16 protein-coding genes are annotated in these 18,613 nt (G+C 42.3%); all 16 read right to left on the bottom strand.

The genetic code is table 11. The features are described from left to right. Positions 1-63 precede the first annotated feature (63 nt). The 16 genes from sigG to mraZ all read right to left on the bottom strand — a co-directional run bounded on the left by sigG (position 64) and on the right by mraZ (position 18,493). Complete coding sequence (sigG, locus tag AWH49_RS05965) at positions 64-843, bottom strand: RNA polymerase sporulation sigma factor SigG (RefSeq protein ID WP_018392274.1); 780 nt, start codon at positions 841-843, stop codon at positions 64-66. Positions 844-904: 61 nt separating this feature from the next. After that, positions 905-1,624: an RNA polymerase sporulation sigma factor SigE gene (gene sigE / locus AWH49_RS05970; protein ID WP_018392273.1), complete on the bottom strand. Its 720-nt coding sequence runs from the start codon at positions 1,622-1,624 to the stop codon at positions 905-907. Positions 1,625-1,646: 22 nt separating this feature from the next. Beyond that, positions 1,647-2,495, bottom strand: a complete 849-nt coding sequence (locus AWH49_RS05975; protein WP_063964969.1) for a sigma-E processing peptidase SpoIIGA — start codon at positions 2,493-2,495, stop codon at positions 1,647-1,649. A 161-nt stretch (positions 2,496-2,656) separates the two neighbouring features. Next, entirely contained in the window at positions 2,657-3,826 is a 1,170-nt protein-coding gene (ftsZ, locus tag AWH49_RS05980) for a cell division protein FtsZ (protein ID WP_063964970.1), read from the bottom strand. Positions 3,827-3,865: 39 nt separating this feature from the next. Further along, the gene (gene ftsA / locus AWH49_RS05985; RefSeq protein WP_018392270.1) at positions 3,866-5,170 is read right to left on the bottom strand and encodes a cell division protein FtsA; all 1,305 of its coding nucleotides are present in this window, start codon (positions 5,168-5,170) and stop codon (positions 3,866-3,868) included. A gap of 220 nt (positions 5,171-5,390) precedes the next feature. Then, the gene (locus AWH49_RS05990) at positions 5,391-6,185 is read right to left on the bottom strand and encodes a cell division protein FtsQ/DivIB (protein WP_034285632.1); all 795 of its coding nucleotides are present in this window, start codon (positions 6,183-6,185) and stop codon (positions 5,391-5,393) included. Between the two features lie 47 nt (positions 6,186-6,232). Continuing rightward, positions 6,233-7,330 (bottom strand): undecaprenyldiphospho-muramoylpentapeptide beta-N-acetylglucosaminyltransferase, encoded by a 1,098-nt coding sequence (murG, locus tag AWH49_RS05995; RefSeq protein ID WP_018392268.1) that lies wholly within the window; start codon positions 7,328-7,330, stop codon positions 6,233-6,235. A gap of 131 nt (positions 7,331-7,461) precedes the next feature. Continuing rightward, complete coding sequence (ftsW, locus tag AWH49_RS06000; RefSeq protein WP_280512813.1) at positions 7,462-8,523, bottom strand: putative lipid II flippase FtsW; 1,062 nt, start codon at positions 8,521-8,523, stop codon at positions 7,462-7,464. A 94-nt stretch (positions 8,524-8,617) separates the two neighbouring features. Then, complete coding sequence (gene murD, locus AWH49_RS06005) at positions 8,618-9,967, bottom strand: UDP-N-acetylmuramoyl-L-alanine--D-glutamate ligase (protein WP_063964971.1); 1,350 nt, start codon at positions 9,965-9,967, stop codon at positions 8,618-8,620. Further along, a complete protein-coding gene (gene mraY, locus AWH49_RS06010; protein ID WP_018392265.1) occupies positions 9,964-10,935 on the bottom strand; it encodes a phospho-N-acetylmuramoyl-pentapeptide-transferase in 972 nt (323 codons plus the stop codon). Before mraY ends, murD begins: the two co-directional genes overlap by 4 nt. Then, positions 10,932-12,407, bottom strand: a complete 1,476-nt coding sequence (locus tag AWH49_RS06015) for a UDP-N-acetylmuramoyl-L-alanyl-D-glutamate--2,6-diaminopimelate ligase (protein ID WP_063964972.1) — start codon at positions 12,405-12,407, stop codon at positions 10,932-10,934. The genes mraY and AWH49_RS06015 overlap by 4 nt, the downstream gene beginning before the upstream one ends. Positions 12,408-12,532: 125 nt before the next feature. Next, positions 12,533-14,413, bottom strand: coding sequence for a stage V sporulation protein D (locus tag AWH49_RS06020; protein WP_063965044.1), 1,881 nt, complete (start codon positions 14,411-14,413; stop codon positions 12,533-12,535). Between the two features lie 112 nt (positions 14,414-14,525). After that, entirely contained in the window at positions 14,526-16,733 is a 2,208-nt protein-coding gene (locus tag AWH49_RS06025) for a penicillin-binding protein (protein WP_063964973.1), read from the bottom strand. Then, on the bottom strand, positions 16,730-17,080 hold the full coding sequence (gene ftsL / locus AWH49_RS06030; protein WP_018392261.1) for a cell division protein FtsL: 351 nt from the start codon (positions 17,078-17,080) through the stop codon (positions 16,730-16,732). Before ftsL ends, AWH49_RS06025 begins: the two co-directional genes overlap by 4 nt. A gap of 11 nt (positions 17,081-17,091) precedes the next feature. After that, positions 17,092-18,039, bottom strand: coding sequence for a 16S rRNA (cytosine(1402)-N(4))-methyltransferase RsmH (gene rsmH, locus AWH49_RS06035; protein ID WP_063965046.1), 948 nt, complete (start codon positions 18,037-18,039; stop codon positions 17,092-17,094). Positions 18,040-18,061: 22 nt separating this feature from the next. Next, positions 18,062-18,493 carry a division/cell wall cluster transcriptional repressor MraZ gene (gene mraZ, locus AWH49_RS06040; protein ID WP_063965045.1) on the bottom strand — a complete coding sequence of 144 codons (432 nt, stop codon included), beginning with the start codon at positions 18,491-18,493 and terminating at the stop codon, positions 18,062-18,064. Positions 18,494-18,613 lie beyond the last annotated feature (120 nt).

Here is an 18,613-nt window from a genome sequence, read left to right on the forward strand (position 1 = left end):
TCTCTCATATGTATGTATCAAAACAAAGAAAAAAAACAGGAAGTAAAAAACTCCTGTTTTGAATTAGTCGTTTATTCTCTTTTTCATTTGCTTAATGGCTCCTTTTTCAAGACGGGACACCTGCGCCTGGGAAATACCAATTTCATCTGCGACTTCCATTTGGGTTCTCCCACTGAAAAATCGTCTTTCCACAATCATTTTTTCTCTTTCTGACAATCTGTTCAATTCATCGGTTACCGTCATCGAATCAACCCATTCTTTTTCACGATCTTTTCCGTCACTTATTTGATCCATCATATAAATCGGATCGCCGCCATCTTGAAATACAGGTTCAAACAGCGACACGGGGTCTTGAATAGCATCAAGCGCAAATACCATCTCTTCTTTTGGCACATCAATCGCCCGGGCAATATCTTCAGCAGCCGGCTCTACAGATCGTTCTGCTGTCAATCTCTCTCTTGCCTGTAATGCTTTATACGCAATATCACGAAGCGAGCGCGAGACACGGATCGGATTATTATCTCGCAGATAGCGTCGTATTTCACCAATAATCATCGGCACAGCATACGTCGAAAAGCGGACATTATGACCTAAATCAAAGTTATCAATCGATTTCATTAAACCAATACATCCAACTTGAAATAAATCATCCGCCTGTTCATTGCGATGATTGAACCGTTGAATAACACTTAAAACAAGACGCAAATTTCCTGTAACAAGTTCTTCGCGCGCACTTTTGTCACCGCTTTGATATTTTATAAATAGAACTTTCATTTCAGGATTTGTTAAAACAGGAAGCTTTGATGTATCGACACCGCACAGTACAACTTTATTCCGGGCCATCACTGTTCCTCCTCATGATGTCTGTTTCTTAGAACAGTATTTCCGACCCGGAAAATTTTATTCAGCGCAGTTTATTCAATTCTTTCTTCAGTCGTCCAATGATTTTCTTTTCCAGACGTGAAATGTATGACTGTGAAATGCCGAGTAGATCGGCGACTTCTTTTTGCGTTTTTTCTTCCTGCCCATTTATCCCAAAACGCATTTCAATAATCTGTTTTTCGCGGCCTTCCAGATCTTCAAGTGCTTCTGCCACTAAATGTTTGTCAACATCTTCTTCAATCCCTTTCGTAATAATGTCATTCTCTGTTCCAAGCACATCTGACAAAAGCAATTCATTGCCATCCCAGTCAACGTTTAGTGGCTCGTCAAATGAAATTTCTGAGCGTATTTTATTATTGCGGCGTAAATACATTAAAATTTCGTTTTCAATACAGCGTGATGCATATGTTGCGAGTTTAATTTTCTTTTCGGGATTAAATGTGTTCACCGCTTTAATTAATCCGATTGCCCCGATACTAATTAAGTCTTCGATATGAATACCGGTGTTTTCAAACTTACGGGCAATGTAAACAACAAGCCGTAAATTGCGCTCAATCAACATCGCCCTAACCGCTTTATCACCGGATGGAAGCTTCGTAAGCAAGTGCGCTTCTTCATCACGCGACAACGGCGGCGGTAACGCTTCACTTCCACCAATATAGTAAATCGCTTTCGACTTCATTCCCGCTTTTTGAAGCACATTATACATCACATACATCCATTTCGTTTTGACTGGCCGCATATAAACCCACTCACCTTTCCATTCATTGTCGAACCATATTCGGATGCAAAATAAAATCAAAAGATTGATCATCCGAGAGTATTGCTGTCGTAAATGTCACAAGCGCTTTCGGCGTCTGTACAGCTTTCCCGTCCATAAAAACTGTTAATTCATCTGTTCGAAAAGCAGCGAGCAATTGTTTTTCAGCGCCTAAGGAGCGGGCTGGAACCCAAATCATCTTTTCCGCCCATCGATCAGGCAGCCCTGATAATACCTCCTGTTCCCCGCTATGAACCGCATTTGGCCAGCTTTCACCAGCTCGAATTTGACAGACAGCCACTCCTTTTTTCGTAATCGGATCACATAATGAATTTCCCGTATCAATCAGTGCTATACCGGACCATTTCATTCCACAAATGGAAAATGTAACTGGCACCGTTTGTTTTTTTATATTCCGTTTCGTACTCAAGTTGAATAGACGGCGCTGAATAAAATAAAAAGCAGCCGAGATAGATACAATGAATAACATGACAATTGAAAACTGACCAGAAGAATTTCCATTAAAAATAACAGACTGGAACCCGTATAACACACCGCCTGTTAAAAAAGTAACAAAATAAAAGGTGACAGCAGCAGATAAAAGGACAGCAATGCCGGTGATTTTAAAGGCAATAATAAGCATAAAAACAGGTGACAACATTTTAACAGCAAAATGATTAAGCCAGTCCCATCCTGTAATTAAATGCATGAACAACGGGATTGTCCCGATCATCGAAGCTAGTAAAAGCCTTCGTGCCTGTAACCGTTTTCCCAATAAAATACCTGTCACAAGCAGCAGCAACCCATCCGCCGCAAAATTAAAAAGGACAATGACTTCTGCGTAACCGGTCAATTCACCCCTCCCTCTTTCCGGCTGCCTGTCCCATGATTATTAGTGTAGCGGATTTAGATTTCAATTTGTGTCGCAATGTGAGTGAATTTTTACAGCGATTTTTCCGAATTATGTCACTAACACAAAAAATCCTGCCACGTATGTGGCAGGATCCGTACTATTTATCTTCTTCTATTTCGGTTACGTAAAAATGTTGGAATATCAAGTGTATCATCCGTACTTGATTGCTGCGGCTGACGAATTGGCTGTTCAACCGGCGGCGTATCTTCACGTTTCACATCACGCGGTTTTGACTGCTGCGGTGCTGCCTGCTGCTGAGGCTTCATCTGGCCAAGGCCAGGACGAGACTGTCCACTTGGTCCACCGGGCTGAGATGGGAGTTCTTTAAATCCAGTCGCAATGACCGTGACAATGATTTCATCTTTTAAGTTCTCATTAATAACAGAACCGAAAATCATATTTACTTCTTGATCTGATGCAGAGGATACGATGTCCGCCGCTTCCTGTACTTCATAAAGGCTCAAGTTACTTCCGCCAGTAATATTCATTAACACACCTTGTGCACCATCAATTGCCGTTTCAAGAAGCGGGCTGGAAATGGCTTTTTTCGCTGCTTCAACAGCACGATTTTCACCAGAAGCGACACCAATTCCCATCAAAGCAGAACCTTTATTAGACATGATTGTTTTCACGTCAGCAAAGTCCAGGTTAATCAAACCAGGGACGGCGATTAAATCAGAAATACCCTGGACACCTTGTCTCAGAACGTTATCCGCTTCACGGAACGCTTCAAGCATTGGTGTGCTTTTATCAACAATTTCAAGCAAACGGTCATTTGGAATGACAATCAATGTGTCAACAGATGCCTTCATTGATTCAATTCCCCCTGCTGCCTGTGTCGCACGTTTTCGCCCTTCAAATGTAAATGGACGTGTTACGACACCAACTGTCAGCGCGCCGAGATCTTTTGCAATTTGTGCTATAACCGGTGCTGCTCCTGTGCCTGTTCCACCGCCCATGCCGGCTGTAACAAACACCATGTCTGCACCTTTTAATACTTCTTCAATTTGCTCTTTACTTTCTTCTGCAGCTTTTTTACCGACTTCCGGGTTAGCACCTGCACCTAAACCGCGTGTCAATTTTGAACCAATTTGCATCTTTACTTCTGCTTTTGATAAATTTAGCGCTTGTGCATCCGTGTTAACCGCAATGAAGTCAACACCTTGTACACCGTGCTCTATCATTCGGTTTACGGCATTATTTCCGCCGCCGCCTACGCCGATCACTTTAATTGTTGCTAACGAATCTAAATTCGTATCAAATTCCAACATGGCAAATCCTCCTAATTCGTCATAATCTATTCATCTTCATTATTCTTCAAAAAAGTAGCCGAAAAGCCGTTTCATTTTCGATCCGACACCATCTTTTTGCTTGTCATTTTCTTTTTTGGACGGTTTAGCTTCCTTTTGTGTATCCTGTCGTTCTCTTCTTTCTTCTTTTTCCTTAGGCTGAACATCATTCGGCTCGCTTATTTTTCGACCGGTAAGACGAGCGGTTTTATACGCATATTTAATCAAACCGACGGCTGTCGTATATTGTGGCTCACGAACGCCAATATAATCCGGGATCGCTACACGAACACGATTTTGAAAAACATCCTGTGCTAGGTCAAGAATGCCATTCATAGCCGATGTGCCTCCAGTTAATACGAAACCGCCTGGTACATCGTGGATACCTGTTTGGCGAAGATCCTCCACAATCATCATAAACAATTCTTCCATTCTAGCTTCAATAATTTCTGAAATTTCAAGCTGATTAAACTGGTCATGTTGATCGCTGCCAATAACTGGTACGCTGAAAACTTCCTCTTCAGATGCAAGATCATAAAATGCATGACCATGCTTCGATTTAATTTGTTCCGCTTCTTCCGTGGATGTACGAAGGCCAATCGACAAATCTTTCGTAATATGTTCGCCCCCAACAGGCAATACCGTTGTTTGCTGAATATAACCATCTTTGAAAAATGATACGGTTGTCGAACCGCCGCCAATATCAACTAACACTGTACCAAGATTTTTTTCATCGTTTGAAAGAGCAATTTCACCACTTGCAAGCGGCTGAAGAACAATCTCGTTAATGTTTAAGCCGGCACGTTCTACACAGCGCAATGTGTTATGTAAAAAAGTTCTTGAACCGGTAACGATAATTCCTTCCATTTCTAAACGGACACCTAGCATACCACGCGGATCATTAATCTCATCAAACCCGTCCACAATAAATTGTTTCGCAATAACGTTTACAATTTCTCGATCCGGCGGGATAGACATAACCTGTGCCGCATCTTTTACACGAATGACATCTTCGCTCGTAATTTCACGATTTTCACTTGAAACGGCCACAACACCGTTGCAAGAATGAAGAACTGCATGATTGGCTGCAATGCCTACAATGACAGAGCTAATTTCAACACCAACCATACGCTCCGCTTGCTCAATTGCTTTTTTAATTGAATGGACCGTATCGTCAATATCGACGACCGCACCTTTGCGAATTCCTTTTGACTTTACACTGCCGACACCGATAATATTTAAAGAATCATTGACCATTTCCCCAATGATCACCTTAATAGCGGATGTACCAATGTCAAGACTGACTAGTATTTCATTACTGTTCATGCTGCGGCACCTCCTTTACCATAAAAACCTGAATAATCGAACAACAATTCGCACCTATGTTCGTTAAAACATGTATAAAGAACGTTATTCGTCATATTCAATATATTTTCCTTTTTTAAGTTTAATATTTTTCTAATGTAATGTCTTTGAAACTCTCTCATACAAGTCTACACTAAGATGAGATGCTGGAAAAGGCTAAGTTGTCCCGTTTTCAAAAACTTTATGGGCTTTCCGCCTCTTCCATGCCTTCTTCTCCTCCTTGCTGCTGCGAAGGATCATATGGTTCAAAATAAGAACCGACTTCAAGGTTAATGATTCCTCTTACATTCGGGTCCAGCTGGTTGGATATGGACGGGTAATAGACCATCTTATCTGCAAATGTTGAAAGCGTCGCGGATACTTCAAATCCATCTGTCATAAATGCTTTTATGTGAAGCGAATCACTTTTTTTCGGATCATAATAGACTTCTGAAATTATGTTAACGACTTCATCCGGCAACATTTCAATCGCTTTCGCCAAGCGATTCAGCGCATCGCCTTCTTTAAAGTTATATAAAATAGGCAACTGTGACGGTGCTCCTTGTATAGGATCACTTACAATTTTACCATTTTGTAAAATTGGGTATATACCACCTTTGCGGGCTGCATAGGCAATTTCATTTTGTTCAACGACCGTTATCTTTAAATCATTTGGAAAACCTATGGATATTGTTGCCTCTTTAATACGCTCATCCTTTAAAAGCCGCTCTTCCGCTTTATTTTTACCTGCTGCCCATATGCTTCGGCCGACTTCAAGCCCACTTTGTGCAATAATTTCCCTCTCCGTCGTTAATGTATTGCCTTCTACATGAATTTGTGCCACTTTACTTAGCGACGACTGCAAATAAATTAAGAAAAGAGCAAGTAAAAAGAACATAGACAGGAGAATGAGAAGACGGCGGTTTGCTTTCCGTTTACGCATTTGTTTCAGCTTTGGAATACGCTCTTCTATTGAAATGATTTTTTGTTTATTCATGTACACACCTCTGTCCATTTACGGACCAACAATCAGTTTAACCCCCATTATCTTCCTCCTGCAAGATCGATCATGACATTGTATAAACGATCTGCAGCATCTCGAATACCGAGTCGTTCTGCTTCTTTTTTCATTTGGATTAATGATGATTCATTCATCAAAATCGAGTCCAGCTCCCCAACGAGGGTGTCAGCATTCAAGTCTTTTTCCAAAAGTAAAATAGCTGCACCACGGTCAGTGAGGGTACGCGCATTTTTCTCTTGATGATTATTTGTTACATATGGACTCGGTACGAGAATAGATGGAATACCGAGTGCTGTTAGTTCAGCAAGCGTTGTTGCACCTGCACGCGAGACAACAAGATTAGACGATGCGAGCACTTCCGGCATATTATGAATAAATGGCACAATCGATACATTAGCCGGTTTTCCGGCTGTTTCAAGCATCGATGAAACCTTTTCGTAATGAACGTCACCTGTTACATACAACACTTGATAATCACGGCTCGCCAAGTTCGTTAAGGCACCGGTAACGGCATCATTAATCGGTTTTGCACCACGGCTTCCACCAAAAATAAGCACTGTTTTTTGTTCGCTTTGTAAGTCAAATGTTTCCATTATGCCTGTGCTGCTTGCTTCTATCACTTCAGAAGCACGCGGGTTTCCCGTTAAAATCGTTTTCTCTGCTGGGAAAAATTCTTTCGCTTCTTCAAAACAGACCGCAATTTTCTCGACATATTTACTTAAAAACTTGTTCGTTAAACCCGGTACGCTATTTTGTTCATGAATGATGGACGGAATACCCATTTTCGCCGCTGCATAAACGACCGGTCCGCATACATAACCACCTGTACCGATCACAACATCCGGTTTAAATTCTTTCAGCATTTTTTTACATTCATTTACACCTTTTAAAAAACGCATAATCGTTTTCACATTTTCAAAGGAAACCGCTCGGCGAAAACCTGTAATATCAACTGACCGAAAAGGAATGCCTTCCCGTGTAACGAGCTTAGACTCTAGTCCTTTTTCAGTTCCGATATATAAAAAAGATGTTTCCGGATGTTTCAATTTAATCATTCGAATGAGTGCGAGTGCCGGATAAATGTGTCCTCCGGTTCCCCCGCCGCTGACTACGATTTTCAATTACATTCACCTCAGTATTCATCTGGCAGCCTCGTGCTGTTTACACTGGCTGTCTAATGCATTCTCATCTTAAATCAATGCGTCACGAGAATCAAATATTATCTTGAAAAAGCAGAAAAATTCCTCCATTTTTACCCCTTTAAGCGGCTAATGCCAAGCACAATCCCTGCAGATGCCAGTGTCATCGTCAAAGAAGAGCCCCCATAGCTTAAAAATGGCAGCGTTACACCTGTCACCGGCATCAGCCCGATCACAACACCTAGATTAATAAATGACTGCAGACTGATCATCGCTGTAATCCCACAAACAAGCAGTGCAGCAAATGAATCTTGTGTGCGCATGCCAATATGAATACCGCGCCAGATGAGCAGAAAAAAGAGCGTTATAATGAAGACCGCTCCGATAAAGCCCGTCTCCTCTGCCCAGATGGCAAAAATAAAGTCTGTCTGTGGTTCTGGCAAATAATAATATTTTTGCCTACTTTCTCCATATCCGTGTCCGAATAATCCACCAGGACCAACTGCGTAAAGCGACTGAATGATTTGAAAGCCACTTCCGAGCGGGTCAGACCATGGATCAAGATACGCTGTTATCCGTTTCATCCGGTATGGCGCAGATGCAATTAAAATCGCAAGTCCCCCTAAAGCAGACAAACCAGTCATAACAAAAAAACGAATCCGGGCGCCCGCGATAAACAATAGAAGAAAGGCAGTACCGCCCATCACTGCTGCCGTCCCAAGATCAGGCTGCAGCATAATGAGCCCAAATGCCATACCAAGAACAAAAAGTGGTTTAAATAGTCCTTTCCAGAATAAATGAATGACGGTTTTTCGTTCAGAGAGCAACACGGACAAATAAAAAATGAGCGCAATTTTCATTAATTCTGATGGTTGAAACGAAAGTGATCCGACCCCAATCCAGCTTTGTGATCCGTTTCTCACCATTCCAATCCCTGGAATGAGTACGGTTATTAATAAGAAGAAAGCGAGTAATAGCAATGGTCGTGCGATTTTTTTCCAGACTCGGTAATCAACATATGAAACACCAGCCATGGTGATCAAGCCAATTGCAGCAAAGAATGCCTGTCTCTGGAAAAAATAAAAAGGATTTTCATAGTTGAACTGCCCCCACACTTCTCCTGCACTTGCAACCATAAATAAACCCGAGCCGGTCAAAAGCAATACAAGCATCAAGAATACATAATCCGGCGCTTGTCTGAAAACGATTCTGCACTCCTTTCCAATACCAAAAATAAGAGCCGGAGCCTCATCCGGCTCCGGCTCTTTCTTATAGTGTATTCACGCAATTAATAAATATGTCGCCGCGCTCTTCAAATGTTTTATATTGATCCCAGCTCGCACATGACGGTGACAAAAGAACAACGTCACCTTCCTCTGACAATGAAACAGCTCTTTCTACTGCATCGGTCATATAATCGGCTTTTTCAAATAATGAAATTCCCGCTTTCGCAGCTGTATTTTTCCATTTTTCAGCTGTCTCTCCAAATGCAATAATCGCTTTTACTGATGTTAAATGTGGAAGTAAATCATCAAATTCATTGCCGCGGTCCAGCCCTCCTGCAAGAAGAACGATCGGTGACTTGAAAGCTGTTAATGCACTTTTCGTCGCCAATGTATTTGTCGCTTTTGAATCATTGTAAAACTTCCGGCCGTTCCATTCACGGACAAACTGGGTCCGGTGGCGAACACCTGCAAATGTTTTTAGAACATGGCAGATTGCTTCATTCGAAACACCCGACAGTTTTACAGCCGCAACCGCTGATAAAATATTTTCGAGGTTATGATTACCTGGCAATGCAACATCCTCTGTATGCATAATTGCTTCCTCTTGAAAAAAAATAGTTCCTTCTTTAATATACGCTCCATTTTTCACTTTTTGATTCACTGAAAATGGAATAACCGCCGCTTGACTCGAACCTGCCATCGACAGAAGTGCTTCCTGGTCAGCGTTAATAATCAAATAATCTTCTTCTGTCTGGTTTTTCGTAATATTCATTTTCGCACCGGCGTATTCTTCTTTTGAACCATGATAATCCAGATGCGCGTCATAAATATTTGTAATAATCGCGATATGCGGGCGGAACGTTTGAATGCCCATCAACTGAAATGAGGATAGTTCGATCACGACACGGTCGTCCGGTTTTGCCCTTTGCACAACTTCCGATGCGACTTCCCCTATATTTCCAGCTAATACTGTCCCTTTGCCATCTTCTTTCATCATTTCATTAATTAATGTCGTCGTCGTTGTCTTTCCGTTCGTTCCAGTAATGCCGATGAAAGGCGCTTCTGAAATGAGTCCCGCGATTTCTACTTCTGTAATGACCGGAATGCCTCGTAGCACTGCTGTTGAAATAATAGGGTTCGAATACGGAATACCCGGGTTTTTAACGACGACTTCAAATCCTTCATCGAGAAGTTCAAGCGGATGGCTTCCGCAAATGACATTGATCCCTTCTGCCTGAAGGGTCCGTGCCGCCTCATTTTCTTCAAGTGGTTTACCGTCGTTAACAGTAACGACTGCTCCTAATTTTTTCAATAGAGTCGCTGCCGCAAGTCCGCTTTTTGCAAGACCGAGCACGAGCACTTTTTTTCCATTATACTGATTGATTTGCTTCATAAATTCCATACTCCAATCCAGACGCCAATCGCTGCGGCCACAACCCCGACAAACCAGAACGTAACGACAACGCGCCATTCTGACCAGCCGCCAAGTTCAAAATGATGGTGCAGCGGGCTCATTCTAAAAATTCGTTTACCTCTTGTTTTAAAAGACCACACTTGTAAAATAACCGACAGCGTTTCTGCAACAAAAACGATACCAATTAACAATAATAAAAATTCAAATTTCGTTAAAATAGATAATACTGCAATCGCACCACCGAGCGCCAGTGAACCGGTGTCACCCATGAAAACGTGCGCCGGATAAGCATTGAATACAAGAAAGCCGATAACTGCACCGACAACGGCAAAAGCAAAAATCGCTGTTTCTTCAAGCCCCTGACTCCATGCGATAACCGCGTAGGCACCAAATGCAACGGATGCAGTGCCGGATACAAGACCGTCTAGTCCATCTGTTAAATTTACAGCATTTGAAAATCCGACAAGCCAAAATAAGACGAACAAGGCATATAGAATCCCAATATCAATGGAAAAGAATCCGAATGACAGCTCTGTTGATAATCCATGTTGTGCATAAATAATATAAAATATAACAGAAATGACAATTTGCCCGATTAATTTTTGCAAAGATGTCAATCCAAGGTTCCGTTTCATGACAACTTTAATGAAATCATCGAGGAAGCCAAGCAGCCCGAAACCAATTGTGACAAGCAACAATAAAATCGTTTCTGGGCCCACCGATCCAAACAACTGCACGAAAAACAATGTTGTGATTACAATGGACAGTAAAAAAACGAGACCGCCCATCGTCGGTGTCCCCGATTTTTGCTGATGCGACTCTGGTCCTTCTTCTCGAATACTCTGCCCAAATTTTAGCCGGCGTAAAAATGGAATAAATAACGGTGCAATGAGAACCGTTATAAAAAAGGAAACAGCGATGACTAATCCAATCTGCCATTCACTCATGCGATCCCTCCTGTCTTGTCACCAAACGCTTCTTTTGCGACTTCACGGTCATCAAAATGAATCACATCCTGACCAATAATTTGATATGTTTCATGTCCTTTGCCGGCAATCACAACAGCGTCACCCGGTTTTGCCAAAGCGATGGCCTGGTGAATCGCCTCTTTCCTTTCGCCAATGACCGTATACTGCTGTCCAATCACGCCTGCTTCCATATCGGCTAAAATGGCCGCCGGATCTTCACTTCGAGGGTTGTCCGATGTAAAGATTGCTACATCTGCATACTGACAAGCTGCCTGTGCCATTAATGGCCGCTTCATTTTATCTCGATCGCCTCCGCATCCAACGATGACCATGACCCGCCCGGTCGTCAGTGGACGAACGGTTTGAAGCACGTTAACGAGACTGTCCGGTGTGTGAGCATAATCGACAATAACGGAAATACCACTTTCGTTTGGTACCATTTCAAATCGGCCCGCTACACCACTTACTCGTTCAAGTGCCAATTTCATTGTTTCCGCTGCAACAGATGAAACGAACCCTGCTGCAAACGCTGCAAGCACATTATATACATTGAACAATCCCGCTAATTTGGACTGAATATCAATCGTTCCACCTGGATAATGAATAGTAAATGCCGTTCCTTCTGACGTAAGGCGAATATCCTTCGCTTGAATATCCGCGCGGCGTTCGATACCGTAAGTAACGACAGACGCGGCTGTCATCGCTTCATATACGCGTGATGCCTCATCGTCCACATTGAGCACGGCGTAGGCTTGATTCCCTGCATGAAACGAATTGCCAAGACGTGCGAACAGAAGGCCTTTCGCTGTCCGATATTCATCCATTGTCCGATGAAAATCAAGATGGTCCTGCGTTAAATTTGTAAAGACCGCCACATTAAACTGTGTACCATTCGTACGGCCCTCTTGCAGTGCATGAGAGGATACTTCCATCACAGCAGATGAGACACCTGCGCTCTTCATCTTCGCAAACGTTTTTTGCAATGTTAAGCTTTCCGGCGTTGTGTTTTTCGTTTCAATCATTTCATCGCCAATCTTCATATACATCGTCCCGATTAAGCCAGTCGTCTCGCCGTTGGCCCGAAGAATTTCTTCGATCAAATGACTCGTCGTCGTTTTTCCATTCGTACCGGTAATAGCAATGAGATGAAATGATTCAGTTGGGTGTTCATAAAAATGCGCAGCCAGCTGCGCCATTACTCTTTTCGTACTGCGCACATAAATAACAGGTACCGGTACATCTACCGGCTGCTCGGCAATAATAGCTACCGCTCCTTTTGCTGCTGCTTCTTTTGCCGCACTATGGCCATCAAATGTATACCCTTTTATACAAATAAAAATCGACCCGTCAGAGACAAGACGGTGGTCGTTTTCAATCGATGTAACTGCCGGATTCCCCACTTTATCCTGACTGTAAAATGGAATGGCTGCGAGCAAAGTTGATAAGTCCACACTTTTCAATCCTTTCTATTAAAGAACAATATGTACAATTCCTGAGATTTCTATTGTAACGAAAAAAAGCCACCGAAGCGAATGCTTTTCAGCCTGTTTCGGTAATTTTCGGCGGCTTCGCTCAATTATTTTAATAAAACGCGCACTTTACTGCCTCTTTCTACTTTAACACCTGCTGATGGTGACTGCGATGCTACTGTTTCACCACTGCCTTCAATTTCAATATCAACATTAATTAATTGCTCTTTTAATTCTTGCTTCGTCAAACCAACAAGATTAGGCACTTCGATCATATCGGGGTCATTCCACGTTTTTTCTTTTTCTATCTGATTTTTTTGCGGTTTGACACCGAGCAGTGGCAGTACATCAGCCATCATCTTCCCGACAATCGGTGCGACTACCGTTCCGCCAAATTGTACCGTTCCTTTCGGGTTATCGATCGCTGTATAAATGACCACTTTCGGATCGTTAGACGGTGCCACAGCGATAAACGAAACGATATGATTATTTTCTAAATAACGTCCGTCTTTCGCTTTTTGCGCAGTTCCTGTTTTCCCGCCAATCCGGTAGCCTTCTACAAACGCGTTTCGACCGGTTCCTTTTGCGACGACACTTTCAAGTGCCCGACGAACTTCACTCGAAGTTTCCTCTGAGACGACACGTCTTACTTTTTTCGGCTCGTTTTCAATCATTACTTTCCCCGTTTTCGGATCCGTCCAGTTCATCGCTACATACGGACGATACAGTATACCACCGTTGACGGCTGCTGAAACCGCGGTAACCTGTTGGATAGGTGTGACCGCTACCCCCTGTCCAAAGGCCGTTGTTGCATCTTCAACAGGACCCGCTGACTGCTCTGTAAATAAAATACCTGTTCCTTCCCCATATAAATCAATACCCGTTTTTTGTCCAAATCCAAATTTACGAATATATTGGAAGAGTGTTTTTTCACCGAGACGGCTCCCCATTTCAACGAAGCCCGGATTACATGAATTTTCAACGACTTCAAGAAACGTTTGATGACCATGTCCTCCTCGTTTCCAACAGCGCAGTCTGGTTCCATTGACGACTACATAGCCTGGATCATGAAAATGTTCTTGATCAAGATCAACTTTCTTTTCTTCTAGCGCTGCCGCTAGTGTAATAATTTTAAATGTTGAACCCGGTTCAAATGTACTCCACACCGGCAAATTTCGGTTATACACATCCGGGTCATAATCCCCAAATGATGACGGATTGTATGACGGCCGGGATGACATGGCTAGTATTTCACCGCTGTTCGGATCCATCGCAATCGCCATTGCCCCTTCCGGCTTGTACATTTTTTCCGCGTTGTCTAGTTCTCGTTCAACTACGGCTTGAATTTTTGCATCGATCGTTAGTTGCAAATCCATTCCGTTTTCAGGCGGTATATAGCTATCAGCCATACCTGGCATTTTTTCTCCTTTCGCGTCGGTGTACATTTGAACGGAACCGGCTGTTCCTGCTAACTTTTTATCGTAGTATGCTTCGATTCCTGCCAGCCCCTGATTATCTACACCGGTAAAACCAATAACGTGAGCAAGGCGTTCATTCAATACGTAATCCCGGATCGAATCTTCCCCAACCCATACACCTTTCAACTGCAATTTCGTTACTTGCCTGGCTGTTTCAACTGAAAGATTCCGACCTCTTGACTGAAGGCGTTCAATCGATGAGCGCTTCGTCATTCTTTCCAATAAAACGGATTCTTTTTCATTCAAAATAGTGGCCAGCTTACGCGCTGCTGTTTGAGCATCTTCAATTTGTGCTGGAATCACGTAAACAGATGATGTATGTTTATTTCCAACAAGAACTGTTCCATTTCGGTCTTTAATAAAGCCACGCTCCGGCTGAGCAGGAATGCTTCTTCCCCATAGTTCTTCCGCTTTTTCGGTTAACTCGCTACCGATTGACAACTGAATATAGGCCGTGCGAACAATGAGGGCTGTAAAGGCTATGAGTGAAACAGCAAGAAGCCAAAACATTCTGTTGCGCAAAGATTCCCTCTCCTTTCTCCCTCCATGACTATATGCAGAAAAAAAGAAAAATTGACAAAAAACCGTTATGGAATCCGTCATCCATAACGGTTTTTATCAATTAGCGGGGTTGATCAGAATCTTCTTTTGCCTTTTCATTCGCTTCTTCCACGTTTCCTTGCTGTTCAAGCTGCACGATTAATTTTTGTCCTTCTTTCAATACACTATCCGTCTCAATATTTTGTGATATGACGTAACCTGTACCGGAATAGCTTAGTTTCAGTCCGACAATTTCGGTTATTTTCATAACGTCACGGATCGCCCATCCTGTCATGTCAGGCATTGTCCAGTTATCCGATGTAAGAAGCACAGCTTTTTCACCTTGTAACATCTTCTCTCCAGCTGCTGGCACCTGTTTGACAATTTTGTTTCCTGTTCCAATAATGACAGGATCTACTCCATATTTTTCATATGCTTCGCGCGCTTTAAATGTTTTTTCACCTGTAAAATCTTTTAATTCCACTGTTTTGGAGACAATATTTTCAGCTGGTTTTACATTCAAATATTGAAGGCTGTTCCTCATAACAGGATTGAATATCCTTGAAACAGGGGCAGAACCTGATTCATTTTCCAGCTTTGGCTGTGCGACTGCTACATAGACAATCAGCTCAGGGTCATCTTTTGGTGCTATGCCAATGAATGAAAATAAGTAGTTGCTTGCTCCAGTTAAATATTTTCCATCTTTCCCAACAAGCTGTGCCGTCCCCGTTTTCCCTGCTACATCATAGCCTTCAATTTGGTAAGTTTTACCAGTTCCTTCTTCAGCTGTCAAAACGGTCTCAAGCACATCCAGTGTTTCGTCAGCCGTTTCTTTGGAGATGGGTTCACCAACAACTTCTGGTTCTACGTTAATGATCGTGTCACCAGTCTCATTATCCGCAATTTTATCAATGACATATGGTTTCATCATTTTCCCATTATTTGCAATCGCAGTTGCACCTTGAATCATCTGCATAGCGGTCACCGTTGTTCCTTGACCGAATGAGGTTGTCACTTGCTCAAGCGGGAAATTATATAATATACTTCCCGACGCTTCATTCGGCAGTTGAATACCTGTTTTTTGCCCAAAATGAAAGTCTTCCAAGTATTGACGGAAAACACCCGGTGTCATTTTCTCCAGAAGTTTGGCCATTGCGACATTAGAAGACCGCTGTATGCCTTCCGCATAAGTGATTTCTCCCCATCCTGCGCCGCCATTATGGTCTCTTATACGGTTCGGACCAACTTGATAAGTACCTGATTGATACGTTTCTTCCGCATTAAATACACCTTCTTCAATGGCCGCTGCAAGCGTAAATATTTTCATCGTTGAGCCCGGTTCATATGAATATTCAACAAGATCATTCATCCAATTGACATCCAGCCCTTCACGTGTACCTGGATGAAATGTGGGCCGCTGACTCATCGCTAAAATCTTTCCTGTTTTTGCTTCCGCTACAATCGCAAATGCTTTTGATGGATCATATTGCGCCTCCACCTCATTTAACGCATCTTCAAGAAACGTTTGAATCTTAGAATTAATCGTTAAGTAAATATCATTTCCGTCTTCTGGTTCAGCGACCATTTCGTGACGGTCTGGCAATAAATATCCCCACAAATCGCTCGTATAACGAATTTTACCGTCTTTCCCCTTTAAATATTTCTCATAAGACTTTTCAATCCCCATTTGTCCTTCTGTTTCAAACGTAATTTTACCGTCTTTCCCCTCTTCTTCTATTTGCTGCGTAAAGCCAATTAAGTGAGAAGCAAATTTACCATTCGGGTAAAATCGTTTTGCTTGGCGGATAAACGTGATACCCGGCAAATTTTCATCTTCAATTTTGCGTTTCACACTGTTAGACAAACCACGACCAGCGCTACCAAACTCTACTTGAAACGGATCACCATCTTTTTTTAATCGCTTTAGTATTTCCACTTCTTCCATGTCGAGATATTTAGCAAGGACTTTCGCTGTTTTCTCTGGATCAGTCACATGATTAGGTTCTTTTTGGTCCGTTGTCACAGACGCATCTAATATTGCTGCAATTGTAAACGATGATGTGTCCTCTGCAATGACTTCATTATTCGCGTCGTATATCGTGCCTCGTTTAGCTTCTAATACATCCGTTCGTCTATATTTTTCAAGTGCTTCATTTTTCAGCTCATGTCCGTCTGCTTTACCAGTTGCTTGAATGAATAGTACTCGCGAAAATAAGATAAAAAAGAGGAGGGCGAATCCAACAAAAAGGATCGCAGCTCCTATCTTTTGATTATTTCTATTTTCAATCATTTCGGTTCAACAACCTTAATGTTTTGATCACTTAAATCAAGACCCATTGCTTTTGCACGTTCCCATATCTTTTCATATGTGCTTTCTTCACTAATTTGCATGTCGAGGTCGCGATTCACTTTTTCTTGTTCCTGGACTTTTGCATTCATGTCCTGTATTTGTTTATTCGTTTCATAAATTGCTGCCTGTGTAGAAATGAGTTTGGCACACATAAAACAAACAGTCAGAACAAAAACAACAAATAATACTTTTTCACCCGGGGTAAAGAAGTGCTTATTCATTTTGCGCTGCTTGACAGACGACGTTTTCGGTTGTTCAATGATTGGTTGTTTCGCTGTATTGTTCATCTTGATCCCCCCTAAACGGTTGTCTTTCTTTTTTCTGCAATGCGCAGTTTTGCGGATCGTGCCCGATTGTTTTCTTCTAATTCTTCTTCCGCTGGCATAATTGGTTTTCTAGTCACAAGTTTTAAAACAGGCTCAAATTCTTCAGGTATGATCGGTAGTCCAGACGGCAGTTCCGGTCCTTTTGACGCTTCTTTAAACACTGTTTTACAAATACGGTCTTCAAGCGAGTGAAATGTAATGACGCTAATACGCCCATTTATATTTAAAAGAGCTATCGCATCGTCAAGCGAACGCTCAAACACCCCAAGTTCATCATTCACCGCAATACGGATCGCTTGGAAAACGCGTTTAGCTGGATGCCCGCCTTTTCGTCTAGCTGGTGCTGGAATAGCTTCTTTAATTAAATCTGTCAGTTCACCAGTTGTTTCCACCGGTTTTTTTTCACGTGCCGCTTCAATTTTACGGGCAATTTGCTTCGAAAATTTTTCTTCTCCGTATTTAAAAAAAATGCGAACGAGTTGCTCAAATGGCCAATCATTTACGACATCATAAGCAGACAAAGCGGCACTTTTATCCATGCGCATATCAAGCGGTGCATCGTGATGATAGCTAAACCCTCGTTCCGGTGTATCCAATTGTGGGGATGAAACACCAAGATCATATAGAATCCCATCTACACCCGTTATGCCGCGGCTTTTCAGTTCACTTTTTATGTGTTCAAAATTGCTTTTTATAAAAACGACCCGGTCACCAAACGTGGCGAGACGTTTTTTCGCATGTTCAATGGCTGTTTCGTCTTGGTCAAACGCATACAATTTTCCATCTGGGCCAAGCTGAGACAACAAGTATTCGCTGTGGCCTGCTCCACCCAATGTACAGTCTACATAAATTCCATCTGGGCGAATATTAAGCCCATCGACCGTTTCACGCAATAGCACGGTCGTATGATTAAATTCCATTTTCATATCAGTCCAATCACATTTATAAATCAAAATCCGTTAAATTTTCAGCGATATCAGAGTAGGACTGTTCCGATAGGGCGAGGTAATCGTTCCATTTTGAAGTATTCCATATCTCCATCCGGTTCGAGACGCCTACAATGACACAGTCTTTTTCAAGCGATGCATACTTCATAAGCAGGTCTGGTAAATTAATGCGGCCCTGCTTATCGAGCGGACAGTCATTAGCTCCTGAAAAAAAGAATCGGGTAAAGGCTCTCGCATCTTTTTTCGTCAGCGGCAATGTTAACAGCTTCTCTTCAAGCACTTTCCATTCGCACGGCGGGTATAAAAACAAGCATTTATCAAGGCCTCTCGTCACGATGATCGTTTTGTCGAAATCCTCACGAAACTTTGCTGGGATAATGACTCTACCTTTTTCATCAATTGTATGACGGTATTCGCCCATGAACATCGCTGCTTCCCCACTTTCTAACCTAACTTTACCACATCCCCCCACTTTGCACCACCATTTTCATTTCTTCCTATATCCTTTGTTTTCTTCATGTCTTTTTTCTTTTTCAACCTGAAAAAA

The organism is Domibacillus aminovorans (genome assembly GCF_001643235.1).
Classification (GTDB): Bacteria; Bacillota; Bacilli; order Bacillales; family Domibacillaceae; genus Domibacillus; species Domibacillus aminovorans.